27 protein-coding genes and 1 pseudogene are annotated in these 25,178 nt (G+C 66.9%); 17 read left to right on the top strand and 11 right to left on the bottom strand.

Annotation, left to right across the window (positions count from 1 at the left end):
* The 10 genes from ACWH49_RS27005 (at position 1) to ACWH49_RS26960 (ending at position 10,030) form a co-directional block, all read left to right on the top strand.
* Positions 1 to 786: a citryl-CoA lyase gene (locus ACWH49_RS27005; protein WP_448174258.1), complete on the top strand. Its 786-nt coding sequence runs from the start codon at positions 1 to 3 to the stop codon at positions 784 to 786.
* Positions 787 to 890: 104 nt separating this feature from the next.
* On the top strand, positions 891 to 2,138 hold the full coding sequence (gene bioA / locus ACWH49_RS27000; protein WP_448174257.1) for an adenosylmethionine--8-amino-7-oxononanoate transaminase: 1,248 nt from the start codon (positions 891 to 893) through the stop codon (positions 2,136 to 2,138).
* Between the two features lie 18 nt (positions 2,139 to 2,156).
* Positions 2,157 to 2,855: a dethiobiotin synthase gene (gene bioD / locus ACWH49_RS26995; protein ID WP_448174256.1), complete on the top strand. Its 699-nt coding sequence runs from the start codon at positions 2,157 to 2,159 to the stop codon at positions 2,853 to 2,855.
* Entirely contained in the window at positions 2,852 to 4,030 is a 1,179-nt protein-coding gene (bioF, locus tag ACWH49_RS26990; protein ID WP_448174255.1) for an 8-amino-7-oxononanoate synthase, read from the top strand. The genes bioD and bioF overlap by 4 nt, the downstream gene beginning before the upstream one ends.
* A gap of 69 nt (positions 4,031 to 4,099) precedes the next feature.
* Positions 4,100 to 5,107 (top strand): biotin synthase BioB, encoded by a 1,008-nt coding sequence (gene bioB / locus ACWH49_RS26985; protein WP_448174406.1) that lies wholly within the window; start codon positions 4,100 to 4,102, stop codon positions 5,105 to 5,107.
* Positions 5,108 to 5,129: 22 nt separating this feature from the next.
* Positions 5,130 to 5,516 carry an aspartate 1-decarboxylase gene (panD, locus tag ACWH49_RS26980; RefSeq protein ID WP_448174254.1) on the top strand — a complete coding sequence of 129 codons (387 nt, stop codon included), beginning with the start codon at positions 5,130 to 5,132 and terminating at the stop codon, positions 5,514 to 5,516.
* Positions 5,513 to 6,322, top strand: a complete 810-nt coding sequence (gene panB, locus ACWH49_RS26975) for a 3-methyl-2-oxobutanoate hydroxymethyltransferase (RefSeq protein WP_448174253.1) — start codon at positions 5,513 to 5,515, stop codon at positions 6,320 to 6,322. Before panD ends, panB begins: the two co-directional genes overlap by 4 nt.
* Positions 6,323 to 6,334: 12 nt before the next feature.
* Complete coding sequence (gene panC, locus ACWH49_RS26970; RefSeq protein WP_448174252.1) at positions 6,335 to 7,171, top strand: pantoate--beta-alanine ligase; 837 nt, start codon at positions 6,335 to 6,337, stop codon at positions 7,169 to 7,171.
* 3 nt (positions 7,172 to 7,174) lie between these two features.
* Positions 7,175 to 8,836: an L-aspartate oxidase gene (nadB, locus tag ACWH49_RS26965; RefSeq protein ID WP_448174251.1), complete on the top strand. Its 1,662-nt coding sequence runs from the start codon at positions 7,175 to 7,177 to the stop codon at positions 8,834 to 8,836.
* A 207-nt stretch (positions 8,837 to 9,043) separates the two neighbouring features.
* Positions 9,044 to 10,030 carry a ketopantoate reductase family protein gene (locus tag ACWH49_RS26960; RefSeq protein ID WP_448174250.1) on the top strand — a complete coding sequence of 329 codons (987 nt, stop codon included), beginning with the start codon at positions 9,044 to 9,046 and terminating at the stop codon, positions 10,028 to 10,030.
* On the opposite strand, the gene nadC is transcribed toward ACWH49_RS26960, so the two are convergent.
* The 3 genes from nadC to ACWH49_RS26945 form a co-directional block, all read right to left on the bottom strand.
* Positions 9,997 to 10,866: a carboxylating nicotinate-nucleotide diphosphorylase gene (gene nadC / locus ACWH49_RS26955; protein ID WP_448174249.1), complete on the bottom strand. Its 870-nt coding sequence runs from the start codon at positions 10,864 to 10,866 to the stop codon at positions 9,997 to 9,999. The genes ACWH49_RS26960 and nadC overlap by 34 nt on opposite strands.
* A 1-nt stretch (position 10,867) precedes the next feature.
* Positions 10,868 to 11,971: a quinolinate synthase NadA gene (nadA, locus tag ACWH49_RS26950; protein WP_448174248.1), complete on the bottom strand. Its 1,104-nt coding sequence runs from the start codon at positions 11,969 to 11,971 to the stop codon at positions 10,868 to 10,870.
* Between the two features lie 83 nt (positions 11,972 to 12,054).
* Positions 12,055 to 12,267: a hypothetical protein gene (locus ACWH49_RS26945; protein WP_448174247.1), complete on the bottom strand. Its 213-nt coding sequence runs from the start codon at positions 12,265 to 12,267 to the stop codon at positions 12,055 to 12,057.
* A 441-nt stretch (positions 12,268 to 12,708) separates the two neighbouring features.
* Here ACWH49_RS26945 and ACWH49_RS26940 point away from each other — a divergent pair.
* The 4 genes and pseudogenes from ACWH49_RS26940 to ACWH49_RS26925 all read left to right on the top strand — a co-directional run.
* Positions 12,709 to 12,900: pseudogene (locus ACWH49_RS26940) on the top strand (DUF1173 family protein); the annotation flags it as partial.
* A 115-nt stretch (positions 12,901 to 13,015) separates the two neighbouring features.
* Complete coding sequence (locus ACWH49_RS26935; protein ID WP_448174246.1) at positions 13,016 to 13,693, top strand: DUF1173 family protein; 678 nt, start codon at positions 13,016 to 13,018, stop codon at positions 13,691 to 13,693.
* Between the two features lie 291 nt (positions 13,694 to 13,984).
* Positions 13,985 to 15,253, top strand: a complete 1,269-nt coding sequence (locus tag ACWH49_RS26930; RefSeq protein ID WP_448174245.1) for a recombination directionality factor — start codon at positions 13,985 to 13,987, stop codon at positions 15,251 to 15,253.
* Positions 15,250 to 16,575 (top strand): metallophosphoesterase family protein, encoded by a 1,326-nt coding sequence (locus tag ACWH49_RS26925; protein WP_448174244.1) that lies wholly within the window; start codon positions 15,250 to 15,252, stop codon positions 16,573 to 16,575. Before ACWH49_RS26930 ends, ACWH49_RS26925 begins: the two co-directional genes overlap by 4 nt.
* Positions 16,576 to 16,608: 33 nt before the next feature.
* Here the strand turns inward: ACWH49_RS26925 and ACWH49_RS26920 are convergent, their stop codons facing one another.
* Positions 16,609 to 17,526, bottom strand: coding sequence for an HNH endonuclease (locus ACWH49_RS26920; protein ID WP_448174243.1), 918 nt, complete (start codon positions 17,524 to 17,526; stop codon positions 16,609 to 16,611).
* Between the two features lie 146 nt (positions 17,527 to 17,672).
* Here ACWH49_RS26920 and ACWH49_RS26915 point away from each other — a divergent pair, with 146 nt between their 5' ends.
* The gene (locus ACWH49_RS26915) at positions 17,673 to 20,162 is read left to right on the top strand and encodes a DNA repair protein (RefSeq protein WP_448174242.1); all 2,490 of its coding nucleotides are present in this window, start codon (positions 17,673 to 17,675) and stop codon (positions 20,160 to 20,162) included.
* A 71-nt stretch (positions 20,163 to 20,233) separates the two neighbouring features.
* On the opposite strand, the gene ACWH49_RS26910 is transcribed toward ACWH49_RS26915, so the two are convergent.
* The 3 genes from ACWH49_RS26910 to ACWH49_RS26900 all read right to left on the bottom strand — a co-directional run bounded on the left by ACWH49_RS26910 (position 20,234) and on the right by ACWH49_RS26900 (position 22,208).
* On the bottom strand, positions 20,234 to 20,905 hold the full coding sequence (locus ACWH49_RS26910; RefSeq protein ID WP_448174241.1) for a hypothetical protein: 672 nt from the start codon (positions 20,903 to 20,905) through the stop codon (positions 20,234 to 20,236).
* A gap of 143 nt (positions 20,906 to 21,048) precedes the next feature.
* Positions 21,049 to 21,339: a DUF5983 family protein gene (locus tag ACWH49_RS26905; RefSeq protein WP_448174240.1), complete on the bottom strand. Its 291-nt coding sequence runs from the start codon at positions 21,337 to 21,339 to the stop codon at positions 21,049 to 21,051.
* 284 nt (positions 21,340 to 21,623) lie between these two features.
* The gene (locus tag ACWH49_RS26900) at positions 21,624 to 22,208 is read right to left on the bottom strand and encodes a JAB domain-containing protein (RefSeq protein ID WP_448174239.1); all 585 of its coding nucleotides are present in this window, start codon (positions 22,206 to 22,208) and stop codon (positions 21,624 to 21,626) included.
* Between the two features lie 390 nt (positions 22,209 to 22,598).
* Between ACWH49_RS26900 and ACWH49_RS26895 the strand changes: the two genes are divergently transcribed.
* Positions 22,599 to 22,862, top strand: coding sequence for a hypothetical protein (locus tag ACWH49_RS26895; protein ID WP_448174238.1), 264 nt, complete (start codon positions 22,599 to 22,601; stop codon positions 22,860 to 22,862).
* A gap of 211 nt (positions 22,863 to 23,073) precedes the next feature.
* On the opposite strand, the gene ACWH49_RS26890 is transcribed toward ACWH49_RS26895, so the two are convergent.
* Together ACWH49_RS26890 and ACWH49_RS26885 are read right to left on the bottom strand one after the other, a co-directional pair.
* Positions 23,074 to 23,658 (bottom strand): hypothetical protein, encoded by a 585-nt coding sequence (locus ACWH49_RS26890; protein WP_448174237.1) that lies wholly within the window; start codon positions 23,656 to 23,658, stop codon positions 23,074 to 23,076.
* Between the two features lie 243 nt (positions 23,659 to 23,901).
* Complete coding sequence (locus tag ACWH49_RS26885; protein ID WP_448174236.1) at positions 23,902 to 24,324, bottom strand: hypothetical protein; 423 nt, start codon at positions 24,322 to 24,324, stop codon at positions 23,902 to 23,904.
* 219 nt (positions 24,325 to 24,543) lie between these two features.
* Between ACWH49_RS26885 and ACWH49_RS26880 the strand changes: the two genes are divergently transcribed.
* Positions 24,544 to 24,810, top strand: coding sequence for a hypothetical protein (locus tag ACWH49_RS26880; protein WP_448174235.1), 267 nt, complete (start codon positions 24,544 to 24,546; stop codon positions 24,808 to 24,810).
* Here the strand turns inward: ACWH49_RS26880 and ACWH49_RS26875 are convergent.
* Together ACWH49_RS26875 and ACWH49_RS26870 are read right to left on the bottom strand one after the other, a co-directional pair.
* Positions 24,758 to 24,970 (bottom strand): hypothetical protein, encoded by a 213-nt coding sequence (locus tag ACWH49_RS26875; protein WP_448174234.1) that lies wholly within the window; start codon positions 24,968 to 24,970, stop codon positions 24,758 to 24,760. The two genes, ACWH49_RS26880 and ACWH49_RS26875, sit on opposite strands and share 53 nt — an antisense overlap.
* Positions 24,964 to 25,149, bottom strand: coding sequence for a hypothetical protein (locus ACWH49_RS26870; RefSeq protein WP_448174233.1), 186 nt, complete (start codon positions 25,147 to 25,149; stop codon positions 24,964 to 24,966). The genes ACWH49_RS26875 and ACWH49_RS26870 overlap by 7 nt, the downstream gene beginning before the upstream one ends.
* Positions 25,150 to 25,178: the final 29 nt, after the last annotated feature.

The raw sequence follows: 25,178 nt of genomic DNA, 5'->3' as shown, positions 1-25,178 counted from the left end.
ATGCCCCGCAAGACCAAACCGATCCGCTCCGACATCGCCTGGAGCACCCCCGACCGCATCGAGGTCCGCGGCAAGAGCCTGCCCGATGAACTGCTCGGCAAGATCAATCTCGGCGACATGGCCTTCCTGCAGATCCTCGGCCGCATGCCGACGCCGCAGGAGTCGAACATGTTCAACGCGATCTCGGTGACGCTGGTGGAGCACGGCATCACGCCGAGTGCGCTGGCCGCCCGCCTGGCCTACGCTGGCGCGCCCGAGTCGCTGCAGGCGGCCGTGGCGGCCGGCCTGTGCGGGCTGGGCACGGTGTTCGTCGGCTCGACCGAGGGCACGGCCAAGATGCTTTACGAGGCGTTGCCGCAAGGCACGAAGGGCGCCGACCTGGAGCGCATCGCGCGCGACACCGTCGCCGGATTCCGGGCGCGCGGCCAGATCGTGCCGGGCCTGGGCCATCCGCTGCACAAGCCGGTCGACCCGCGGGCGCCGCGGCTGTTCCAGATCGCCCAGGACAACGGCTTCTTTGGCGACTACATCCGGCTCGAACAGCTGATCTGTGCTGAGGCCGAACGGGCGTCGGGCAAGATGCTGCCGGTCAATGCCACCGGCGCGATCGGCGCGATCTGCTGCGAGCTCGGGCTGCCGTGGAAGATCGTGCGCGGCATCGGCGTGTTCGCGCGTGCCATCGGTCTGGTCGGCCACATCCTCGAGGAGAGCAACAACCCGATCGCGGTGGAGATCTGGCAGCGCGTCGAAGACGAGGCGACCCTGCACATCCGGCCGGCCGCCTGAGCCGGGCAGCCGCTCGACCGTGGCCCGCCCCAGTCCGCCCCGTGCTCGATAGCCCGACCCTTCAAGAGCGCAGCCGCCGCGCCGTCTGGCATCCGTGCAGCCAGATGAAGCAGCACGTGTCGCAGCCGCTGCTGCCGGTTGCCCGGGCCGAGGGGGTGTGGCTTTTCGATCCGGAGGGCCGGCGCTACCTGGACGCCACCAGTTCCTGGTGGGTCAACCTGTTCGGCCACCAGCACCCCGACATCAAGGCCGCGCTGGCCGACCAGCTCGATCGGCTCGAGCATGTGATGCTGGCCGGCTGCACCCACGCGCCGGTGGTGGAACTGTCGGAACGCCTGGCGGCGCTCACCGGTCTGGGCCATGCGTTCTATGCGTCGGACGGAGCCTCGGCGGTGGAGATCGCGCTGAAGATGAGCGCGCACTACTGGCGCAACCGGGGTCGGCCGGAGAAGTCTCGCTTTGTGGGCCTGGAACAGGCCTACCACGGCGAAACCGTGGGCGCGCTCTCGGTCACCGACATGGCGTTGTTCCGATCCGCCTACGCCCCGCTGGTGCGCCTGAGCGACACGGTGCCGAGCCCCGATGCCCGCCGCGCCGAGCCCGGGGTGGGCGCGCTCGAGCATGCGCGCCACTGCGCGCTGGCGCTAGAGCAGTATTTGAAGGCGCAGCACCGGCAGACGGCGGCGCTGGTGCTGGAGCCGCTGGTGCAATGCGCGGCCGGCATGGGCATGCATGACCCCGAGTACCTGCGCTTGGCGCGCGCGTTGTGCGAGCGTTATGAAGTGCATTTGGTGGCCGACGAGATCGCGGTCGGCTTCGGCCGCACGGGCAGCATGTTTGCGCACCAGCAGGCGGGCATCCGGCCCGATTTCATTTGTTTGTCCAAGGGCTTGACTGGCGGTTTCTTGCCGCTGTCGGCGGTGCTGACCACCGACGAGGTGTTCGACGCCTTCTACGACGACGAAACCGCGCGCGGTTTCCTGCACTCGCATTCCTACACCGGCAACCCACTGGCCTGCCGGGCGGCGCTGGCCACGCTCGATCTGTTCGAGCGTGACGACGTGCTGGCGCGCAACCGGGGCACCGCGCAGCGCCTGAACGCGCTGGCGCAGCCGCTGGCATGCCACCGCAAGGTTCTGCGCTCGCGTCACATCGGCATGATCTGGGCCTTCGACGCCGCCACCGACGATCCCACATTCGCGCGCCGCTTCCACGCGGCGGCGCTGAAGCGGGGCGTGCTGCTGCGGCCCATCGGCAACACGCTCTACTTCATGCCGCCCTACGTGATCGACGACGAGGCCAGCCAATGCCTCGTCGAAGGCACCTTGGGCGCGCTCGACGCCTGCGTCTGAGCAAGTGGCTCGCGCAACATGAGCACGGGTCTCGGGGTCTTCGTCGCCGGTACCGATACCGGAGTCGGCAAGACGCTGGTGAGCTGCGCATTGCTGCACCGCCTGCACGGGCAGCACGCCAAGGTCGTGGGCATGAAACCGGTTGCGGCCGGCGCGCAGCGCACCGCGCTCGGGTGGGACAACGACGATGTGCGCGCATTGCGTGCCGCCAGCAGCCTGCGTGTGCCGGGCGAGCTGGACAACCCGTACCTGCTGCCCGAAGCCATCTCACCCCATCTCGCTGCGCGGCGTGCCGGTCAGCGGATCGACATCGCGCTGATTGTCGAACGTTACCGAAGCTTGGCCGCGCTGGGTGATGCGGTGGTGGTGGAAGGGGCGGGTGGCTTTTGCGTGCCCTTGACCGACACGCACACCGGTGCCGATCTGGCGCAGGCGTTGGGGCTGCCGGTCGTGCTGGTAGTGGCGTTGCGCCTGGGCTGCCTGAGCCATGCGCTGCTGACGCAGGAGGCCATCCGCGCGCGCGGTCTCGTGCTGGCCGGCTGGGTCGTCAACCGCATCGACCCCACGATGGCGGCGCAGGAAGAGAACGTCGCCACGCTGCGCTCGCGGCTGCAGGCGCCCTTGCTCGGCGACATCCCGTGGTTGCAGCGACCCCAGGCGGATCGCTTGGAGTTGGGTCTGCCGGACGGGCTGGTGAATCGGCAGGTGCCGGCATGACGCTGCCATTGGCCACAGTGGCCCAGAACGATTTCGAGGCCGGCCTGGCGGCGCTGGACCACACCGGCACGCGCCGCAGTCGGCGCGTGGTGCAGGCCATGGACGGCCCCCGCTTGCAAGTCGACGACCAGTGGTTGTTGTCCTTCAGCAGCAACGACTACCTGGGGCTGTCCCAACATCCCGCGGCGGTCGAAGCGGCACAGCGGGCCGCCGCGCAGTATGGCGTGGGCGCGGGTGCGTCGGCGCTGGTGAACGGGCACAGCGCGGCGCATGAGGCGCTCGAGCGCGAACTGGCCGATTTCGTCGGCCTGCCGCGGGCGCTGTACTTCGGCGCCGGCTACTTGGCCAACGTCGGCGTTGTGCCGGCGCTCGTGGGACGCGGCGACGCGGTGTTTTCGGATGCGCTGAACCACGCCTGCCTGATCGACGGTGCGCGGCTCTCGCGCGCCGCCATCCATGTCTATTCGCACAACGATGTGGTGTCGCTCGATCGGCTGCTTGGGGCATCCACCGCGCGGCGCAAGCTCGTGCTCACCGATGCGGTGTTCAGCATGGACGGCGACATCGCGCCGGTGCCGCAGCTACTGGAATTGTGTGAGCGCCACGACGCATTGTTGCTGATCGACGATGCCCATGGCTTCGGTGTACTGGGTCCGCAAGGGCGCGGCACCGCGGCCCATTTCGGGGTGCGCTCGCAGCGGCTCATCTACATGGCCACCCTTGGCAAAGCCGCGGGCGTCGCCGGGGCCTTCGTGGCCGGCCCGGCCACCGCCGTCGAGTGGCTGTTGCAGCGCAGCCGCACCTACATCTTCGCCACCGCCGCGCCAGCCATGATCGTCGAGGCGGTGCGCGCCAACCTGCGCGTGATCGAAGCGCAGAGCTGGCGGCGCGAGCACCTGGGCCGGCTCATCGAGCAACTGCGTGTCGGCTTGGCGGGGCTTCGTTGGCAGCTGTCGCCGTCGAGCACGGCGATCCAGCCGATCATCGTCGGAGCCAACCAGGCCGTGCTCGAGGCCGCCGCCGCACTGCGCGCGCAAGGCCTGTGGGTTCCGGCGATTCGCCCACCGACGGTGCCGCCGGGCTTGGCGCGACTGCGCATCTCGTTGTCGGCCGCGCACACCCAAGCCGATGTGGCGCAGCTCGTCAAGGCGCTCCAGGCCGTGGCCGCAACCTGATACACAACCAGAATGCGACCGCGCGCAGCGCGCCGACCCACCATTGAAACCCACTTGAAACCGATGCCCATGAACAACCCGACACTTTCCGCCCAACCCATCACCGTGATCCGTCCCGCTGCGCGACCTGCCGGGGCGGCCACGGCCGAGCGTTGGTCGGTCGACGCGGTGCAGGCGCTGTTCGACCTGCCTTTCAGCGACCTGCTGTTCCGCGCCCAGCAGGTGCACCGTGAGCACTTCGACGCCAACGAGGTGCAGCTGTCCACCTTGCTGTCGATCAAGACCGGCGGTTGCCCGGAAGACTGCTCGTACTGCCCGCAGTCGGTGCATTACGACACCGGCGTGGAAGCCAGCAAGTTGATGGAGGTCGATGAGGTGGCTGCCGCGGTGAAGGCCGCGCGCGACCAGGGCGCCACCCGCTTCTGCATGGGTGCCGCGTGGCGCGCGCCCAAGGACCGCGATGTCGAGAAAGTGGCCGAGCTCGTGCGCGTCGTCAAGGACCACGGGCTGGAGGCATGCTGCACGCTCGGCATGCTCAGCGACACCCAGGCGCGCACGCTCAAGGGGGCCGGCCTGGACTATTACAACCACAACCTCGACACCGCGCCCGAAGCCTATGGCCGCGTCATCACGACGCGCGACTACGCCGACCGCCTGAACACGCTGGGCCATGTGCGCGACGCCGGCATCCACGTGTGCAGCGGCGGCATCGTCGGCATGGGCGAGTCGCGCCGCGAGCGAGCCGGCCTGATCGCCCAACTGGCCAACCTCGAGCCGTACCCGGAGTCGGTGCCGATCAATCACCTCGTGCAGGTCGAGGGCACACCGCTGCACGGGATCGCGCCGCTCGACCCGTTCGAGTTCGTTCGCACCGTTGCGGCGGCCCGCATCACGATGCCGCGCGCGCGCGTGCGCCTGTCGGCGGGGCGCCAGCAGATGGGCGAAGCGGTGCAGGCGCTTTGTTTCCTGGCCGGGGCCAATTCGATCTTCTACGGCGACAAGCTGCTGGTCACCGGCAACCCCGACTGGGCCGCCGACAGGCGCCTGTTCGACACACTCGGCATCGCCGCGTGCTGACAACCAGCTTCGAGGTCAGATCATGTTCCGAACGCTTCTGAAATCCAAGATCCATCGCGCCACGGTCACCCACTGCGAGCTGCACTACGAGGGCTCGTGTGCGATCGACGACGACCTGCTCGACGCCTGCGACATCCGCGAGAACGAGCAGGTCCACATCTGGAACATCAACAACGGCGAGCGCTTCGTCACCTATGCGATTCGCGCCGAACGCGGCAGCGGCATCGTCTCGTTGAACGGCTCGGCTGCACGGCGCGCTTCGGTGGGCGACCTTGTCATCATCGCGGCGTTCGGCATGGTGTCCGATTCGCAGCCCGAGCCCCATCTGCCGCGCCTGGTGTTCGTCGATGCCGGCAACCGCGCCACCGGGCTCAAGCACCAGGTCGAGGTGCAGGCGGTCGCGAAGTGAGCGAGACGCGCAAGTCCGTCACGCTGCACCGGCTGCGTGCGATGCACGCGGGCGGTGAAAAAATCGCGATGCTGACCTGCTACGACGCCAGCTTCGCGCGGCTGCTCGACGCGGTGGGCGTCGACGTGCTGTTGATCGGCGATTCACTCGGCATGGTGCTTCAAGGCCATGCCAGCACGGTGCCGGCGTCGCTCGACGAGATGGCGTACCACACGCAGTGCGTGGCGCGTGGCAACACGCAAGCGTGGATCGTCGGCGACCTGCCGTTCGGCAGTTACCACGAAAGCACCGATCAGGCGATGCGCAGCGCGGCCCGCCTGATGCAAAGCGGCGCGCACATGGTGAAGCTCGAAGGCGGCGGCTGGACGGTGGACACAGTGCGTTTTCTGGTCGAGCGCGGCATTCCGGTGTGCGCGCACCTCGGGCTGACACCGCAGTCGGTGCATGCGCTCGGTGGCTACCGCGTGCAGGGGCGGGACGCACAAGCCGCCGACACCTTGCGCCGCCATGCCCATGCGCTGGCCGACGCCGGTGCCTCGATGCTGGTGATCGAGCTGATTCCGAGTGCGCTCGCCACCGAGCTCACGCAGGCCCTGCCGATCCCCGTGATCGGCATCGGTGCCGGCCCCGGCTGCAGCGGCCAGGTGCTGGTGCTGCACGACATGCTCGGCATCTCCTCAGGCCGGCTGCCGCGCTTCGTGCGCAACTTCATGGAAGGTGGCGGCAGCATCGAGGATGCCGTGCGCCGCTACGTCGCCGCCGTGCGCGACGGCAGCTTTCCCGTCGAGTCGATCCACACCTACTGAACCCGTTCCACCATGCGCGTCATCCACACCATTGCCGAACTGCGCCAGGCGCTGGCCGGCACCACCCGGACCACCCTCGTGCCCACCATGGGCAACCTGCACGCCGGCCACCTGTCGCTGATCGAGTGCGCGAAGGAAGCCGGCGGCCCGGTGGTGGCGAGCATCTTCGTCAACCGGCTCCAGTTCGCACCGCACGAAGACTTCGACACCTACCCGCGCACGCTGGAGCGCGACTGCGAGATGCTGCGCGCCGCGGGCTGCAACTTCGTGTTCGCACCGAACGAGGCCGAGCTGTACCCGGAGCCGCAGGCCTACAAGGTGCAGCCGCCCGGCGCGCTCGCCGACATCCTCGAGGGCCATTTCCGCCCCGGCTTCTTTACCGGCGTGTGCACCGTGGTGCTCAAGCTCTTCAATTGCGTGCAGCCCCGTGTGGCGGTTTTCGGCAAGAAGGACTACCAGCAGCTGATGGTGATCCGCCAGATGGTGCGGCAGCTCGCACTGCCGATCGACATCGTTGCGGGTGAGACGACCCGCGCCGAAGACGGCCTGGCACTGTCGTCGCGCAACGGCTACCTCGATGTCACGCGGCGGGTCGAGGCGGTCACGCTGTCGCGCGAACTCAAGGGCATTGCAGCGGCGCTGCGCAGCGGCCGGCGCGATTTGGCGGCGCTGGAAGACGCGGCGATGCAATCGCTCACCGCCCGTGGCTGGTCGCCCGACTACGTGGCAATCCGGCGCCGCAGCGATCTGGCGGCGCCATCGAGCGGCGAGGCGCTCGTTGTGGTGGCGGCGGCGAAACTCGGCACAACACGCCTGATCGACAACCTCGAACTCGACGCGGCAAGTTAGGCGATGCCCGACAGCGCTGCCCTGCCCATCGTCATCGTCGGTGCCGGCCTGGCCGGGCTGTGCACGGCCCTGCATCTGGCCGACCAGCGCCGCGTGATCGTGCTCGCCAAGCGCGGCCTGCACGAAGGCGCGACGGCGTGGGCGCAAGGCGGCATCGTCGGCGTGCTGGGCGCCGACGACAGCGTGGCTGCGCACGTGCGCGACACGCAGGAGGCCGGTGCCGGCCTCGTCGACGAACACAGCGCGCGCTTCATCTCGCAGAACAGCGCCGCCGCCGTCGAGTGGCTGATGCAGCAAGGCGTGCTCTTCACCGACGATGCGGCCGGCCCGCTCGGCCTGCACCTCACGCGCGAGGGTGGCCACGGCGTGCGGCGCATCGCGCACGCGGCCGACGCGACCGGCAAGGCGATCCACAGCGCCCTGCTCGCACGCGCCGCGGCGCACCCGAACATCGAGCTGCGCGAACACACGATGGCCGTCGACCTGATCACCTCGCGCCACCTGAAGCGCGCGCCGGCGCAGCGCTGTTACGGCGTCTACGCGCTCGACATCGCCCAAGGCCGCGTCGAAACACTCGCCGCCAGCGCGGTGGTGCTGGCCACTGGCGGCATCGGCAAGGTCTACCGCTACACCACCAACCCCGACACCGCCACCGGCGACGGCATCGCGATGGCTTGGCGCGCCGGCTGCCGGGTGGCGAACATGGAGTTCATCCAGTTCCACCCCACCTGCCTGTACCACTCGCAGGAACGCAGCTTCCTGATCACCGAAGCGTTGCGCGGCGAGGGTGCGATTCTGCGCCTGCCCGATGCACCCGCCGGCGATCCCGCCGGGGGCACACGTTTCATGCCGAACCACGACGAGCGCGCCGAGCTTGCCCCGCGCGACATCGTGGCCCGCGCGATCGACTTCGAGATGAAAAAACACGGCTTCGACTGCGTGCTGCTCGACGCCACGCACCTGGGCGAAGCCTTCCTGAAAGCGCACTTCCCGACCATCCACGCGCGTTGCCTGCAACTCGGCATCGACATCGCGCGCCAGCCCATTCCCGTGGTCCCGGCCGCGCACTACACCTGCGGCGGCATCGTCACCGACCTCGATGGCCGTGCCGACCTGTCAGGCCTGTATGCGGTCGGCGAAGCCGGCTACACCGGGCTGCACGGCGCGAACCGGCTCGCCAGCAACTCGCTGCTGGAATGCGTCGTGATGGGCCGCACCTGCGCCGAGCACATCGTGTGTCAGGCGCAGAGCGCGGGGCCGTCGGTGCCGGACTGGGACGAAAGCCAGGTCGAGGACGCCGACGAGCAGGTCGTGATCTCGCACAACTGGGACGAGCTGCGCCTGCTGATGTGGAACTACGTCGGCATCGTGCGCACCACGCGCCGGCTCGAGCGCGCGCTGCACCGCATCGCGCTGCTGCGCGGCGAGATCGACGAGTACTACGCCAATTTCCGTGTCAACCGCGACCTGCTGGAATTGCGCAATCTGGTCGACTGCGCCGAGCTGGTCGTGCGCTCGGCGCTGATGCGCCACGAGAGCCGCGGCCTGCACTACAGCCGCGACTTTCCGAACCCGCTGCCGGTGAGTTTCCCGACCGTGCTGACGCGGCCGGCGCGCAGCGAGGCGCAGGGCCATGCCGATGGCCCGCCGAGGGTGGAGGTTTGAGTTGCACGCTCGCGTCCAAGCGCTGAGTTGCGCCGGGATACTGTTCGCCAATCGTTCGCCGACAGGCGGCGACTCCTGCTGATCCCGGTCTGCGCTTGCGCTGTTCGGGGCCTTCGTCGGCGGCCCCGTATCATCCTCGGCAAGGAGCAAATAGTGTCACGGGTTTCAATGAGTTTGGCGGTCGATACGCGAACCAGGATCGCCGTGATGGGCGCGGGCGCCGTCGGCTGCTATTACGGCGGGATGCTTGCGCGTGCCGGCCACGACGTGGTGCTGATTGGTCGTTCGGAGCACGTCCGGGCGATCGAGCGGGATGGGCTTCGGCTCGAAGCGCACGGTTGGGACGAGCGGGTGCATCTGTCCGCCAGTGCGGAAGCGAGCGCCGTCAGCGGGGCGAACCTGGTCCTGTTCTGCGTGAAGTCGACCGACACCGAACCCGCAGCGGCCCAGATGCGCACGCACCTCGCACCCGACGCGGTGATCCTCACCTTGCAGAACGGCGTTGACAACGGACAGCGATTGCGCGCGCTGCTGCCTCAAGTCGTGGCGACCGCGGTGGTCTATGTCGCCACCGAGATGGCCGGCCCCGGGCACGTCAGGCATCACGGCCGCGGCGAACTGGTCATCGAGCGGTTCAGCGGCAGCCATGCCGTGCAACAGATTCTGATCGAAGCAGGCGTGCCGACCGAAATTTCCGACAACGTTCGTGGGGCGCTCTGGACCAAGCTGATCCTGAACTGTGCGTACAACGCCCTCTCGGCAATCGCGCGCCTGCCCTATGGCCCCCTGGTCCAGGGCGACGGCGTGAGCGAGGTGATGCGTGACGTGGTGGCGGAGTGTCTGGCCGTCGCGCGGGCCGACGGGGTTCAGATTGCGGGCGACGTCGATGCGGCCGTGCGCCAGATCGCGCGGACCATGCCAGCCCAATACTCCTCGACGTCGCAGGATCTCGCGCGCGGAAAGCGCAGCGAGATCGATCATCTCAACGGCTTTGTCGTACGTCGAGGCGAAGCGCTTGGCGTTGCGACGCCGGTCAACCGCGTGCTGCATGCGCTGGTCAAGTTGCTGGAGAGCAGCAGACCACCGATGTGCGCTGCTCGGGAGCCGATGGGACGTTCGACACTGTCCGCTGCGGTGGCGTCGAACGACTCAATGGCCGCTCATTCGACCCCGCCAGACACCCGCATCGAGTAGTCCACCGCCCGAACGTCCTTCGTCAGCTTGCCGACCGAAATGCGGTCGACGCCAGTGGCGGCGATGCTGCGCAGTTGCGCAAGCGTGACGCCACCCGAGGCTTCAAGCACGGCGCGACCTGCCGTGATGGCCACGGCCTCGCGCATCGCCGCCTCACTGAAGTTGTCGAGCAACACGCTCGTCGCTCCGGCGGCGAGCGCTTCGCCCAACTGGCCCAGCGTCTCGACCTCGCACTGGATCTCCACGCCCGACTGCAGTGCGAATGCACTCGCCAGCGCTGCCGCCACGCCGCCGGCCGCGGCGATGTGGTTTTCCTTGATCAGCATGCCGTGCCACAGCGCGAGCCGCTGGTTCTGCCCACCGCCCACCCGCACCGCGTACTTCTGGGCCAGGCGCAGGCCGGGCACGGTCTTGCGCGTGTCGAGCACGGCGCAGCCGGTCGGCTTCGGCGACGCGCCTTCGATCGCGCGCACGTGCTCGCGCGTGGTCGTGGCGGTGGCCGAGAGCAATTGCAGGAAGTTGAGCGCGGGCCGTTCGGCCGAGAGCAGGGCGCGCGCATCGGCTTCGATCTCGCAAACCTGGGCATCGGCTGCGAGGTCAGCCCCTTCGTCGAAGAGCCAGACGATGCGCGCTGTCGCATCGAGTGCGTGTACGCAACCGTCGAACCAGTCGCGCCCCGCCAGCACCGCGTTCTCGCGCACCTTCACCGTGGCGCGCACGCGGCGGCCGGTGGGGATCAGGCGGCCGGCCCAGTCGCCGGTGCCGAGGTCTTCGCGCAGCGCGTCGCGGATGTTGCGCTCGCGCGCCTGTTCCAGCGTTTCGTTGTGCTCGAACATGTCAGGCGGCGCCGAGGTGCGGGACGTGTGCCAACGGTTTGCCGGCCGGATGCGCCGCCACGAAATCGAGCATGCGTTCGATGCAGCCCAGCGCCTGGCCGCGCACCGGCTCGGGCACGCTGATCTCGCCGCGGCCTTGCAACAGACAGTCGAGCACCCCCTGCAGTTTGTTCATCGCCATCCAAGGGCAGTGCGCACAGCTCTTGCAGGTGGCGCTCTGGCCGGCGGTGGGCGCTTCCAGCAGTGTCTTGCCGGGGGCCAACTGGCGCATGCGGTGCAGGATGCCGTTGTCGGTGGCCACGATGTAGGCCGGCGCCTTGCCCAGCGCTACCGCGTTGAGCAGCTGTGTGGTCGAGCCCACCACATCGGCCTGCGCCACCACGCTGGCGGGCGACTCCGGGTGTACCAGCACCAGCGCCTGCGGGTGCTCGCGGCGCATCAGCTCCAGCTCCAGGCCCTTGAACTCGTCGTGCACGATGCAGACGCCGTCCCAGAGCAGCATGTCGGCGCCGGTTTCCTGCTGGATGTAGAGACCGAGATGGCGGTCGGGCGCCCACAGGATCTTCTGCCCCATGCCCTGCAGGTGGCGCACGATGGCCACGGCGCACGAGCTCGTCACCATCCAGTCGGCACGCGATTTCACGGCCGCGCTGGTGTTGGCGTAGACGACGACGCTGCGCCCGGGGTGGGCATCGCAGAACGCCGCGAACTCGTCGGGCGGGCAGCCCAGGTCGAGCGAGCAGGTCGCTTCCAGGTCGGGCATCAGCACCCGTTTGTGCGGCGACAGAATCTTCGCCGTCTCGCCCATGAAACGCACGCCGGCCACGACCAGCGTCTGGGCCGCGTGGTCGCGGCCGAAGCGCGCCATCTCGAGCGAATCGGCAACGCAACCGCCGGTCTCCTGCGCCAGGTCCTGCAGATCGCCGTCGACGTAGTAGTGGGCCACCAGCACCGCGTTGCGCGCCCGCAGTTCGTGCGCGATCTGCTTTTTGAGATCATGCCGAGTGGAGACCAGCGATGCGTCCTGAACGAGGTCACCTCCGGCTGCGGCACTGCCGTGAGCAGGCGCGGGGCGCCCGTTGAACCCACTCGAAAGAACGACCATGTCGTCGCGACCTGTTCCGACCGGGTCAGGCCGACGCGCGGTTGAGCGCGAATTGAAATTTCTCAACAGAGTCCCCATCAAGATCAGCCGCAGGTCACGCGGTCTCGCCCGTCATTCTTCGATTCATACAACGCTGCGTTGGCGCGGCAGATGAGCGCCCGGTTGAGCGCGGTCTGTGGCGGCAGGATCGCGAATTCCCCGCCGCCGTATCTTGTCACCGCATGCGGGGCGTTCGCCACCGAGTTACGCATGATCTCGCCCACCGCCCGGATCACGCGGATCCCCCACATGGCCATGGGTGTCGCCCGAATTCTTGACTTCAGCCGTCCCAGCCCAGATCTCGTTCAGCCGCGGCGAAGTATGCACATTCAGCGGCTTAACAATCGCTGACGGAGTGTACTTTGACAGCATTTCAATGCGGCCAGTGATGTTGCTTCATCGACGCTCGTGAACGTTGTCGTCCGGGATCCGGACGCGATCGCGCGCAGTGAACGTCAGAACCTTGGCGGCGACTGTCATACAAGAACATCCAAGGTCGAACGTCGATGCCGGTCCCCTCCATGGTGCACGACCCTGCACCGCCTCCGAGATGTTGGATCACGCCACCATCGGGCCGCATCGGTTCGCCTCCCGACCACCATCGGCCAACCTGCGAGAGAGGCATTTCAGAATGGCTGCCGGCTGGACAGGCCTTTCGTCTGTCATTTTGACGAGGCATCGAGCAAGGTGCCGAGGCCATGGACTTACAGCGCTTCTCGATCAGGGAACGGGTTCTCAGCGTCGATCATCCGCTGCTGCAGGATGCGTTGGCGCAAGTCCACAACACGCCCGAACGACCTCGGTGTCTGTGCGTCGCGGGGGGATTCGAGATGTATGTCTCCCCCCTACGGCACTTCGTCGTCAAGCGCATGCCGGCGGGCCAACGGCACCATCCCGGCTGCCCCTCCTACGAGTCGGACCCGGCACTGTCAGGCTTGGGTGAACTGGTGGTGATGCGGTTCGCGAGTCCGCCGTCGGCGCCATCGAACTGTCCGTGGACCTCCCTTGGACGCGATCCCCTGGCCACGGTGGTCACGCTCGGGCGTCGACTTGCCCGGCGATGTGGATGTGGGACGCCATCGCATCAACTTGCGCGGCCTGATCCACTTCCTGTTCGAGCGCGCAGGGTTCAACCGGTGGACGCCTGCGATGGAGGGCAAGCGCAACCAGGGCGTGCGCCGCAAATACCTGACCGCGGCCGCACACGAGGTGATTGCGAAAGGCGTTCCACTGACGGAGCGACTGTACGTGCCAGAGCCGTTCAACGAGGCCTCCCACCCGGCGGTGGCCCAGCGTCGCCGTGTGAAGCTCGACATCCTGCGACCCGTCGAAGGCCGCAGTCCTCTGGCGAACGTTCTCGGAGAGTTCAAGGCCGTCGAGTCCACCTCCTCGGGCCACCGAGTCTGGATTCGCCACATGCCCGATGCGCCTCTGCTGGTGGACACCAAGACATGGAAGCGGATCGAGAGGGTGTTTGCTCCATTGTTCGAGTCGCGAGGCGCAGACAAGGGATGCCGGGTGCACCTCGTGATGGCCGCGCTGATCCGCGCGCGCCGAGAGCACACCTACGAGATCGACGCGGCCAGCCTGGTGCTGACCAACGGGCACTGGATTCCGCTGGAGGGCGTGCACGAACTGCCGCTGGTGCAGTCGCTGATCGCGCAACGGCGCCGTTTCGTCTAGCCCCTGCGGTATGACGCGCAGCGTGCAGCGCGGTTTCCGAACGCGCTGTTACTGGACGTGGGCGAAGCGCCGGTGCCCCTGCGAGTCTTCAGCCCCTTCGTGACCGGCAGGGACCGCGAGATCAAGGAAGCCGCCCTGCGTGCTTGCGATCACGGCTGGGTCTGGCCCGCGGACACATCCGTCATGCCGGCGCTGCCGCTTGCAAGCCGATGATTCGCGCCCTTGACGCGGTCCGTTCGCGCGAGAGCATGTTTTGTCGAGATGTCTCGACACGCATGAGGGAGCGCAATCATGGTAAACGCCATCGTGACCATCCACGGCGGGCCGATGGCCCCCGCCACGTTGCTGGGCCAGTCGGCGGCTCGCTTCCCCACGGCCGGCAAGATCAGGGCAGGCATCAAGGTGCTGTCGCGCGCCGCAGCCGAACAACCGCGCGCCCGCGAAATCTACGACCAGGGCGTGACCGCTGGCGAGTCCTTCGACCAGATCGAGAAGTCACTGGCCGATGCATTGCCAAACCTGAAGACGCCGCTGATCCCGCGCAACGTGGCTTGGTTCACGGTGCGGGGTCAGGACTTCGCGAACCCGGCGCTGGCGGCGCAACTGCTGGACGCACACGGCGAGGACCGGGGTGAGGGCCGTCGGCTGTATCGCTTCCCGGTGGTATTCCCTTCGGACCACTGGCAGACCGTGATGCCGCACGAACTGGCCGCTTGGGGTGCCAACGAGAAGCGCTTCTGGTCGGAGTACTCGGCCGATGGTCACGTGCGGCACTGCCGCTGCCACGCGCCGGTGCCGCTGGTCGACAACGGCAAGCGCGCCATCCGGTTGTTCGGCGGCCGCAAGACGATGCTTCGGCAGGAAAACGGAGGCGTGTGCGAGCCTGAAACCTGCCTCGAGTACCAGACGAAGCAGTGCAATCTAAGCGGTCGTTTCCTGTTCTTCGTGCCTGGCATCCGCTCGATCAGCGCCTTCGAGCTGCACACCAACAGCTTCTACGCGATGAACGCCGCGATCCAGAAGTTCGAGACGATCGGCTTCCTGCGCGGCGGACGAATCTCCGGCTTCCTCGACCGACAGCGCACGCCGTTCTACCTGAGCAAGCGGCTGATGGAGGTCAGCCACATCGACGAGCAGGGCTGGGCGGTGCGCGTACCGCAATGGATCATCGAACTCGAGGCACCGGTCGATGTGTCGGCGCTGCTGCGCGGCCCTGAGGACGACGATGCCGCCATCGTGCAGGGCGAGTTGGCGAGTCAAGTGCTCGAAGGCGCTCAGTCAGTCGTTGAGGCCTCAGGGGTCACCGCCCGCGTGGCGGACTCGGGGACTGGGTCGGCCGGTGATGGCGGCGAACCGACACTCGACAAGGTGATCGCTCGCGCGTGCGCCATCGGCCTGAGCGCAGATGTGTACTTGGCCTACACCGACCGTCGATGGGGCAGCGGCTGGAAGCTCAACCGGCAGGGCCGTCGCCGGGCGTGGGACGAATTGGAGCGGTATCGAAACGATGCCCAGGGGTACGTCGACAAGGTCGAGAGCGAAATGAAGGCGGCCTCATGAACGCCGGCGCCCCGATCCGGATCGCACACTTCTCCGACCTGCACTACGGCCCGAAGAATCTGGCCGAGGCCGACCGCTGCTTCGGTGATGCCCTCGACCAGGCAATCCGTCTGAACGCCCAGGCGGCGGTCATTTCCGGCGACGCCACCGATCACGCGATGGACCTGCACGCCCCGGCCGTCGCTAGGCTGGCCGCCCAGGTTCGGCGGCTGGCCGATCACTGCCCGGTGCTGTTGCTGCAAGGAACGTACTCGCACGAGCCGCCGGGAACGCTGGCGATCTTCCGCTTGCTCGGCGGGCGCTATGCCGTGCATGTGGCGGATCGCATCCAGCAAGTGGGCTTGACGGCCGATCACGGCTGGGCCGCGTCCGAGGGCTGGCGCTTCGATTCAATACCGGCGGGCCTGCTGGCCTTGTTCACCTGCGTGCCCACCGTGAACAAGGCGGTCGTCGCAGCAGCGGTCGGTGCCGGCGCAGCGGCGCAGGCCGTGGGTGAGCAACTGACCGATCTGCTGCAGGGGTTCGCGCCGATTCATTGCGCCGCCCGCGCACTCGGCATGCCGACGATCGGCGTTTCGCATGGGACCGTCTTCGGTTGCGTGTCCGAGCACGGCGTCCCGATGGCGGGTTTCGACCACGAGTTCACTACCGGCAGCCTTTTCGCCGCACAGGCCCAAGCGTTCTTGCTGGGACATATCCACCGACACCAGTCGTGGCAATTCGACGGAGCGGCAGGCCGGCAGTGCATCGCTTACCCCGGTTCCATCGGGCGCTTCCACCATGGCGAGGAAGGCGCCAAGGGTTTCCTGCTGTGGGACGTCGATGCCAACGGAGCCCAGTTCACGCTGGAGCTGACACCTGCACGCCGCACCATCGATATCGTGTTCGACGGCAAGCCGGACCTTGATGTGTTGCGTGCAGCCACGGCACGGCAGGACATCGCAGGTGCGTTCGTGCGCGTGCGTTGGACCGTCGCCGAAGAAGACCGCCACGAGGTTGACCGCGCTGCCATCCAGCGGCTGCTGGAGAGTGCGGCGCAAACCAAGCTGGAGGGACGCATCGTGCCCGTGCTGCGCACCCGGGCGGCCGGTATCTCCCGGCTGGGGAGCCTGGAAGACAAGGTGCATATTTGGGCGCAGGCGACGCAAGCTGATCCCGCGCCCTTGCTGGCCTGTCTGGCGCAACTGGCCTCTGCGCCGCCGGAAGAGATCGCCGAGCGCGTATTGCGCTCTGACGCCGCCGTCACAGCCGTCAACGGTACGCCGGTGCTGCCGACCCCGCCGGAAATATTGCTCGACGCCAACGCAGCGCTTGCCGCCTGAGCGGCGTTCAGCGCGATCGAATTCTTGGAGGGCTCACCTGCTGGGCGCAGCGTCGACCTTCTTCTGTCGAGAGCGGGCCAGGTGGCCGACCATGTACTGTCCGATGCGGCTCATGCTACCCGGCGACAGCGCCGAGCTTGCCAAGGGCATGCCGGGTGTGACGCCCAGTTTGGCGGCAACTGGCCGCGCGCGCGGCGCGACCACGGCCCGGAAATCGTCCCCCTGCAACTCGAAGCTCAAGAGGTGCCGATCGAACAGCTTGTCGACATGCACGGCGATCAGCAACCCATTCGTCGGATCGAGGCGCTCGACGTTGCTCGAGTCTCGCCACGGCTTGATGTGCGACGCGATCAGCAACTCCGGCAAGGGAGACCGGTCAAGGCGCAGGTTTCGCCCAGGCCCCACAGGCGCGTGACATCTGCCTTGAAACGGCCCTGCCCGATGCGGGCTTGCACCAGCGCTTCCCGCTGGGTGACATCGGACTCGTTGCGTTCGATGGCGGCCAGATCGTCCGCCAGTTCGCTTGCGTCGGCCTGACCAAAGCCAGACAAGCAGGGTGTCGAACCGTTCCTTGTAGTCGGGCGAGGTCGGCAAGGGGTTGAAGTTCTGCCCGCTCGAAAAGTACCGGTGCACTTCCTGGCGGTCGTACCAGTCCGCCCTGGACAAGGGGATGGGCGCATCCGGAACCCGCACCGGCTGCATCGTCAGCTTGTACTGGAAGTCTGCCGGCTTGCCTTTGAGGTTGGCGAGTTGGAAGGGCCCGTCGCTGCGGCGGTGAATCTTGAAGAGGCCTTCCAACGCATAGTCCTTGCCGCCGTCCACCGCCACGTCCCCGGACACGACATACACGAGATCGCTCTCGCGCGCGTGGGAGCTGTTGGTGTGGTAGCTGCTCAGGCTGAACGGACCGAAGTAGTGCGTCAGGTGGTAAGCGAAGAAGATGCGGATCAAGCGGGGCCTCGGCTCTGGAGCATAGTGGTTCGAAGGGGCAAAGCATATCCGGGCAGGCATTGGGCGAGGGCAGGTGGCGTGCGGCCTGGGCTTGACCGCGACAACGTGCGCGCGAGACTGGGTCGGTCAATCCCGGGAGCGCCACCATGCAACCTCTGTCTCTGACTCTCAAGGGCTTTCGCGGCATTCGCGACGGCCTGGGTCTCGATGTCCTCACACTGGATTTCGAGCGTTTGGCCAATGGCGCACAACTCGTTGCCATCGTGGGCGCGAACGGGCGCGGCAAGAGCACCGTCATGGAATGCGCGCAGCCCTTCTTGACCATGCCATCGCGTGCGGCGGTGGCTGGCCCAGGGGGCTTCTCCTACTACGACCACGTCTGTCTGCCGGAGAACGAGAAAGACCTGACCTGGGCCCACGAGGGCAGGAGTTACCGTTCTCAGGTGGTGGTCCGATTGAACGGCCGGCGCCGCACCGAAGCGTTCCTGTTCGTGCTCGACGATGCCGGACGCTGGCAGCCCATGCGGCTCGATGACGGCACCGTCTCCGACGGCAAGGTGGAGACATACACGCGCTGCGTGGAGGTCATTTGCGGCAGTGCCGATACCTTCTTCACGTCGGTGTTCGCCGCGCAGGGCAAACGCCAGCTCAGCACTTATCGCAACGCCGAAATCAAGACCTTGCTGGCCGACTTGCTGGGACAGGAGGAGATCCGCGCTCTGGGCCAGCAGGCGGTCGAGACGGCGCGTCTGCTCAAGGCAGGGCTGACAGCCGTGAGGCAGGAACTGATCGCACTCGACGCCGAATCGACACGGGTTGCCGCTGAACAACTGCGCCTCGGCAGTGCTGGCGCAAGTGTGACGCAGGGGCTTGCTGCGAGGCACGCTGCGCAAACGGCGCTGGAGGTCGGGCGGACAGCGCAAGCTCGATTGGTGGCGCAGCGCGATCAGTCGCGAGCCACCGAAACGCGCCGCGCACAACTGCTGGCCGAACGCCAAGCCCTGGTCGATGCTGGCATCCAGGCGAGCGATGCGCTCGACGCCCAGGCCTCGAATGAGCAGCGGCGATTGGATCGTTTGCAGCAAAGCATCGCCCAGCGGTGGGCTCAGCAGCGCACCCGGTGGCAGGGGCTGATGAGCAAGCGGCAGCAGTGTCTGCGCGCCCTGGCAGTCGCCGATGTCGTGCAGCGGGCAGGCGCCCGACTGCCATTGGCCGAACAGGTGCTGTCGCTGCGCCTCGCGCGCATCCCGGCTTGCCGGCAGAGGGTGCAACTGCTCGCGCAATGCGAAGGTACCGAGCGCGTGGTCGTGAACCAGATCGCGGGCATCGAACGCGAGGCCGGGAAGGCTGCGCTCAAGGCCGATGAACTGGCTCGCCGTTTCGGGCTGACCAGCGAAGTGCCTTGCGTCGGAACCGATCTGCAGGGGCTGTGCAAGTTGCTGGGCGACGCACGCGAAGCGCAGGCGCTGATCCCGAGCGCGAAGGGGCAGATCACCCGGCTGGCGCGGGAGAAGGCGCAAGCCCAGCGGGAACTGGCGGCCGTGCGTCAGCAGCGCGCCGCCTTGGCGGAGGCACCGCAGGCGCTTGCCTGGGCCGAGCACCGATGCCAGATGGCCCGTGGACGGGCATCGAGCTTCGCTGTGTTGGCAGCCAGGCGCGACGAGATGTCTCAGGCTCGGATTTCGCTGGCCGACATCGACAGGGAATTCACGGTACTCGGGCCGGGCGGCGCCGATGGCCGCGTCACGGAGACTGCCGACGAACAGGCGGAACGGCAGCAGATCGCGGCAGCCAGGCAAACCATCGCCAGCCAGACCGAGCTACAAGCAAGACGGCTCAGCGCGTCGCTTGTCCGACTCGACGAATCGCTCGCGGCCTTGCCGGCGCCGTTCGATGGCCGGCAGTTGGATGCCGCAGCGCAGGCCATGAAATCGGCTGGTGAAGCAGTCGCCGCAGCCGAGGCATCGCACCTTACTGCGCTGCGCGACGCACAAGCGTTGGAAGTGCTGGCGCAGCAAGCGCATGTCTTGGCCACCCGACGCGGCAGTATTGCCGCCCGCGTGGTCGCGATCGAGACGGAACTGGGAGGCTGGAATCTCTTTGCGCGCTGCATGAGCAACGATGGCCTGATCGCGCTGGCGATCGACGATGCAGGGCCGACCCTGTCGGGGCTGGCCAACGACCTCCTGCTGGCCTGCTACGGTCCACGCTTCACGGTGTCCATCCGCACCTTGGTCGAGACGGGCAAGGGAGAGCAAAGAGAAGGCTTCGACATCATCGTGCACGACGGCGAAAGCGGCGAGAGCAAAAGCATCGGGTTGATGAGTGGCGGCGAAAGAACCTGGATAGAAATGTCCCTGACGCGCGCCATTGCCCTGTACCTGGCGCAGCACTCGGGCCGGCGCTACACGACGCTGTTCTCGGACGAGGCAGACGGTGCGCTCGACCCGGATCGCAAACGCATGTTCATGGCCATGAAGCGCGAGGTGTTGCGCCTGGGCGGCTACGAACGGGAGTTCTTCATCTCCCAGACGCCCGAGTTGACGGCGATGGCCGATGCGGTGATCGACCTGGATGCCTTGCAGGCGGATGCGGCGGAGAGGGTGGGGAGCGGGGCGAGGAAATGTCTGCTTTGAGAAGCAATGCGCCATAGAGCAGGTGCCCTGACCCGGAAGGGAAATCCTTCCAGGCCAGGCCCCTGTCAAGTTCATCGAAAACTCTTCGGCTCAACCGTCTCGCCGCGCATGAATGCGAGGTAGGCGCCAGCCTTGCCAATATCCTTGAAACGTGCGATCTCCTTGTCGTGCAGCAGCACGGCCCACGGATGCACGCCGTCGTCTGTCGGCTTGATGCCGAGGTCCGGTGCTTGGTAGGCAGGATGCCGGTACCGCGTTCTGCCACTGCGCCAGTCGATGATGCACAGGACGCAAGCAGTGAGGATTGCCCCACCGCCGTACTCACCATCCTCGATCAGCAGCGGAACCTTGAGCGAACCGGTCGAGCGCCCGATGGTGCCGACGACGTCGTACTCGTCGAGCCACGACTCGCCGGTGGTTGTGTCGCCAAGCACCAGGCGCACCTTGTTGCCGGCTTTGCGGCACGACTCCAACATCCGTGCAACCTCGGGCGCCGTGCCCGGGTCGAAGTAGGTCCGCCGGTTCAGCGCCGATTCGCCCCAGGCCCGCGTCGCCTGCAGGTACTTGGCATAGCCGGTGAGCGCCGAATGGTCCGAGGCAGAGAACGCGAGCTCGGGCTGGCAGAGCCGCTCGGCGATCTGATTGGCGTGGGCGCGAGCGTTGTCGAAACCCAGGCAACTGACACCACCGTCGAAGGCGATGACGTATAGCCGCTGTTCGTGATTGAGCGTCACCGTGTTCATCGGGTGACGTCTATGAAGTGAGGCATGTGAAAAGCTCCTGAAACGAAACAGGGCGTCGGCCTTGCGGCGCGACGCCCTGCGGGGACTCGGGGCCACCGAACGGTGGCGATGAATTCAGCGGACGATGGCGAGAGGCTGGCGCATCAGCCGGCGTCCTCCTCGTCGAATACCGGCAAGCCATTGACGAGGGCGGCGTCGCTGTCGAATTTCAGCCAGACGATGCCGGCGTTCTCGGCGACTTCGAAGATCGTGGCCAGGTCGGCCTCGGCGGGCACGTTGTAGCGTGGCGCGCCAACGTAGACGAAGCCGCCGAACTCATTGGGATAGGCGTTGACCGACAGGTCGTCTGCGGCGAGCCTCTGGCGCGTGGACGGCGTCAGATGCGTGATCGACAGCGCGGCCAGCGGTTCGGCCAGTTGCAGCAGGGATGCCACGGTGGACTTATCCAAGGCGGACTCCCTCTCGTTGGGGTGAGTGACTCGGTGAGGGCCGGGTGCGGGACGGACGATTGAAATCCATCCCGCAGTCGCAGCAGCGGTACCAGCGCAGCCGTCCCAACGTGCCGAGCAGCACGCCGTGCCCGGGGCAGATCGGGCAGCGCGGTGCGGTGCTTGTGGGCATGCGGTTTCCTTCGCTTGAATGAAGGGCATGCCCGGCCCGGTGAGGCAGGGCGCCCCTCGGGGGTGAGTGAATCGTGATGCGCGTGCGCCGCACGGCGCTACAGCAGGCCTCGCTCCGCAAAACTGAGCAGTTGGTCGCCGGATACGATGAAATGGTCGATGAGGCGCACGTCCACCAGGGTCAACGCGGCCCGCAGGCATTGGGTCAGGTGTTCATCGGCACGGCTCGGTTCCACGCTGCCGCTGCCCGGGTGGTTGTGCGCGACGATTAGCGCGGCGCAATTGCGAGCGAGGGCACCCTTGACCAACTCCCTCGGATAGACCGAGGTCTGGGTGAGCGTGCCGCGAAAGAGCTGCACCGCTTCGATCAGCGCAAGGTTCACGCTCAAGTAAAGCACGAGGAAGACCTCATGCTCCAGCCCGGCGCAGTACAGGCGCAGCCAGTCGCGGATTGCCTGCGGCGACTCCAAGACCGGGCCTTTGCGCATCTGCGCCTGCAGGTCGCGCAGCAGCAGTTCGCGGGCGGCGCCGAGCTTGCGGGCAAGCAGGCCGTCGCGCGAGGTCGCCGAATCGTACCTGGGTTCGACATCGCCGACGCCAATTGTTTGGGCAGCGCCAGCCATGGCCGGAGGTGCCATCAGTTCGGCGACCAGTTCCGCTCGTGACAAAGTGGATGCGGTCAAGGCGTTCTCCTTCAAATGAAAGCGGAACGCCGAACCCGTGACGGGAACGAGGTCCCCGCATGAGGTTGATGAGGCAGGTAACGACTGCGACGCCGGCTGCACGCCGGAGAGCATTCCGCGATGGAATGCAGAGAGCAGAGCAAAGTGTTGCCGACGGACGAAGGATGTTCAAGCCGGGCCGGTGCGGCGCCACCGCAAATCGCCGCGAGGCAAAGGGGTTGGTGGGTGGCGCCCCAGGGGGACGCACGGCGCCGCCAGCGTGTAGGTGTTGGCGCAAGCCGACAGCGCCGCTCGACAGCGTTGCGGACGCGGCGCAGTGTGATTGCAATGACACTGAAATCACGCTGGAGAAATCTTTGCTCGAAGTCTTGCCGATCAGCAGACAAGCCCTTGAAGTTCCGCCAAGATGGTGCGCAAACCGTTCGCTGCGACATCCTCATGATCCGCTTCGGCCAACAGATTCGACTCACCCGCCTGGAGGTCGAACGCTTCACCAAGATCACGGCCATCGAGCCGGTGGACATCCGCTCGCTCGCCGATCTGGACGCCTACATTGCGCGATGCAAGGCCCACTACTGGGGAGCGTCGCGCGACACCCAATTCCTTCACTGGCTGATCGACCGAGAGTACGGGCATTGCCGGGAGGCGGCGTAGCACGACGAAGAAATGCCCGGTCCGCCCACCGAGCTCGACGCGCCGGGCTTCAAGGGAGTTGATCTCATCGGTCCTCATGTTCCCTTCCTCTTTGCAAAACGGAAGAAGGTACGACCTCGCCACGGCTCACGAAGCGGCACTGGCAGGCCCCCCCTTTGGGGCCGGTGTCCTTCGGGGTGGGATGGCAGGACGCGACGCGCCCTGCCGTGGTTCAGGCGGCTTCTAGCATTCGGCCGAACAATTGCCCGATGCGCGAAGCGTCGCCGGTCCGCAGTGCGTCACAGGCATCGAGCACAACGGGTTGCGTCATGGGCGTGCGGCTGTCATCGGCTTCGATGCGGGCCAAGACCATGCCGCTTGGCGTCGCGACCGTCATCTCGCCCCGGTGCTTGATCCAACTGGCGGTGATCACATAGTCACCGTCGCGCGCGAGCCGGTCGCGAACCAGCTGAACCCCGGCGTCGAAGGATTCCACGGTGACGACATCTTCGAGGTCGCCGTAATCGTGCGCGTAGAAGTAGGCGCGATAGGCCTTCGGCAGAGAAGTCTCGAACACTGTCAAGCTCAGCGTCGGCATCAGAAAGTCCGGCGCGCTGGATTCGCTGCGCGGAGCACCGACTTGTTCACGCTCCCGATGGTCGAGTTTGAGCAGCAGTGAGTCGGCGTGAGCACGGTCTTCCAGCACGAGCTGGGTGCGCAGGCCGAGGATCTCTTGCATCATCAGGCGCAGTTCCTGGACGATGGCGCGTTCGGCGCGCGCTTCGATGGCGCGCAGGGTATCGGCAGCAGTGGCCATGGGAAGGTCCTTTCATGAGGGGTGCCGATCGGCGCTGGGCAGATCGACGGGAAGGTGGAGTCCTGGGCGGTGCCGCAGGCAGGCATCGGAGGCGGCAGGGCGCCTCGAAACGAAGGAGGAAAGAGGTGGGCGGCCGAACGCCACGCACCACCGGGTGGTGGGCGTGAACGTTCGGCGACACGGGACTGCGCAGCGAGCGCTGCGCAACCGCAACCCGGGACGGTGAAGCTCCGGTGCTCGGGGTCAAGCCGCCGTGCGGGTGGGCTTGGACCGAGGTGAGCGCGCGGCTTGAACCTGCGCGTCTGTGGTGGCGGGTGCCACGGTCGGCCGAGTGGCTTGCGGGCCGAAGCTCGATGCCGCTTGCGCGAACTCGGGCTCTCGGGTCAGCTTGCGCACCTGGGGCACGGCCGGTTCCTTGACGGACTCCGGCAGACACTCGACGGCGATGTCGCCGCCAAGGTGCAGTGCGCGTTGCAAGGCTTGCGCCGGCACGACGAACAGTCCGTGGCAGAACCGGCGGACGAACTGGCCGATCCGCTTGTTGCGCGCCTGTCGGGCCTTGTGCATGCGAAGGGACTCCTTGCAGCACAGGTACAGCGCCAGGTGGGCACGCTTCATTTCCGGATCGCCTTCGAGCTGGGCCAATACTTCCGTGGCGATGGTCACATCGTGACCGACGCGCCGGTAGAAAGTGACCCAGGCTCGCTCTTCCTCGAACTCGACGCCGGAGCGTCTTGCGCGAGGACGGAGTTTCTCAGGGGACATGGTGTTGACTCCAATGAAAGAGGGAACACCCATCCCCGGCGGGGAGCGGTGCGCTCCCCGAGGGTTGCAGTTGTGTGCGGTGCTGGTACGCTGACCAACTCACGCGTGGAGACCCACACGATGCTTCGTGCAGGCAAGGCACTACGGTTCACCCCCAACGAAATCGAGGAATTCCGATCGCTCGGTCTCGACTTCGACGGGGCGCGAACACAGGACGACATCGAACAAGCGCTGGCCGCGTGGACCGAAACGCTTGCCGATGAACGTCCCGATCTGCTGAACAAGATCGTCGCGGAGATGGCTAGAGGCAAAGGCGTCAAACTGCCTGCGCAGCTCACCGTGGTGAAAGACGCTTCGTCCTCATCCGGTTCTCTTCGGCAATCCTGATCCAGCGGTCGGCGATCTGGTCCAGGTAGGCCAGGTCGTCGGGCTCGATCTCGCCAGCCTTTCTCAGGCGGGCGATCACTTCCTTGACCAACGGTGGGTCATCCTTGGCGAGTTGAATCGCCAGGGCGGCTATGCGCTTGCGGTACAGACTGGTCAGCATGACCCGTCTTCCGCGGCGCGGTTCTCGGCAACCCCGCACGTCTGCACGAAGGCAGGCACAAAGGGCTTCATCAACGCGGCGACCTGCGGTACGCGCGTGGTCAGCATCCGGGCACGCCCGGAACCTCCCAGCAGCACGCCGACGGCGCGTATCTCTCTTGTCACAGTGACAGCGAACATGGTGTTCTCCTTCAGCGAGTGAAAGGGAA

Source organism: Rhizobacter fulvus, assembly GCF_964020785.1.
This window is presented reverse-complemented; position numbering and strand designations above follow the sequence as displayed.

Coding starts and splice junctions, on each gene's coding strand:
- ACWH49_RS27005 (WP_448174258.1), top strand. CDS start 1: ATGCCCCGCAAGACCAAACCGATCCGCTCCGACATCGCCTGGAGCACC.
- bioA (WP_448174257.1), top strand. CDS start 891: ATGAAGCAGCACGTGTCGCAGCCGCTGCTGCCGGTTGCCCGGGCCGAG.
- bioD (WP_448174256.1), top strand. CDS start 2,157: ATGAGCACGGGTCTCGGGGTCTTCGTCGCCGGTACCGATACCGGAGTC.
- bioF (WP_448174255.1), top strand. CDS start 2,852: ATGACGCTGCCATTGGCCACAGTGGCCCAGAACGATTTCGAGGCCGGC.
- bioB (WP_448174406.1), top strand. CDS start 4,100: ATGAACAACCCGACACTTTCCGCCCAACCCATCACCGTGATCCGTCCC.
- panD (WP_448174254.1), top strand. CDS start 5,130: ATGTTCCGAACGCTTCTGAAATCCAAGATCCATCGCGCCACGGTCACC.
- panC (WP_448174252.1), top strand. CDS start 6,335: ATGCGCGTCATCCACACCATTGCCGAACTGCGCCAGGCGCTGGCCGGC.
- nadB (WP_448174251.1), top strand. CDS start 7,175: ATGCCCGACAGCGCTGCCCTGCCCATCGTCATCGTCGGTGCCGGCCTG.
- ACWH49_RS26960 (WP_448174250.1), top strand. CDS start 9,044: ATGGGCGCGGGCGCCGTCGGCTGCTATTACGGCGGGATGCTTGCGCGT.
- nadC (WP_448174249.1), bottom strand. CDS start 10,866: ATGTTCGAGCACAACGAAACGCTGGAACAGGCGCGCGAGCGCAACATC.
- nadA (WP_448174248.1), bottom strand. CDS start 11,971: ATGGTCGTTCTTTCGAGTGGGTTCAACGGGCGCCCCGCGCCTGCTCAC.
- ACWH49_RS26945 (WP_448174247.1), bottom strand. CDS start 12,267: ATGGCCATGTGGGGGATCCGCGTGATCCGGGCGGTGGGCGAGATCATG.
- ACWH49_RS26930 (WP_448174245.1), top strand. CDS start 13,985: ATGGTAAACGCCATCGTGACCATCCACGGCGGGCCGATGGCCCCCGCC.
- ACWH49_RS26925 (WP_448174244.1), top strand. CDS start 15,250: ATGAACGCCGGCGCCCCGATCCGGATCGCACACTTCTCCGACCTGCAC.
- ACWH49_RS26915 (WP_448174242.1), top strand. CDS start 17,673: ATGCAACCTCTGTCTCTGACTCTCAAGGGCTTTCGCGGCATTCGCGAC.
- ACWH49_RS26910 (WP_448174241.1), bottom strand. CDS start 20,905: ATGAACACGGTGACGCTCAATCACGAACAGCGGCTATACGTCATCGCC.
- ACWH49_RS26890 (WP_448174237.1), bottom strand. CDS start 23,658: ATGGCCACTGCTGCCGATACCCTGCGCGCCATCGAAGCGCGCGCCGAA.
- ACWH49_RS26880 (WP_448174235.1), top strand. CDS start 24,544: ATGCTTCGTGCAGGCAAGGCACTACGGTTCACCCCCAACGAAATCGAG.
- ACWH49_RS26875 (WP_448174234.1), bottom strand. CDS start 24,970: ATGCTGACCAGTCTGTACCGCAAGCGCATAGCCGCCCTGGCGATTCAA.
- ACWH49_RS26870 (WP_448174233.1), bottom strand. CDS start 25,149: ATGTTCGCTGTCACTGTGACAAGAGAGATACGCGCCGTCGGCGTGCTG.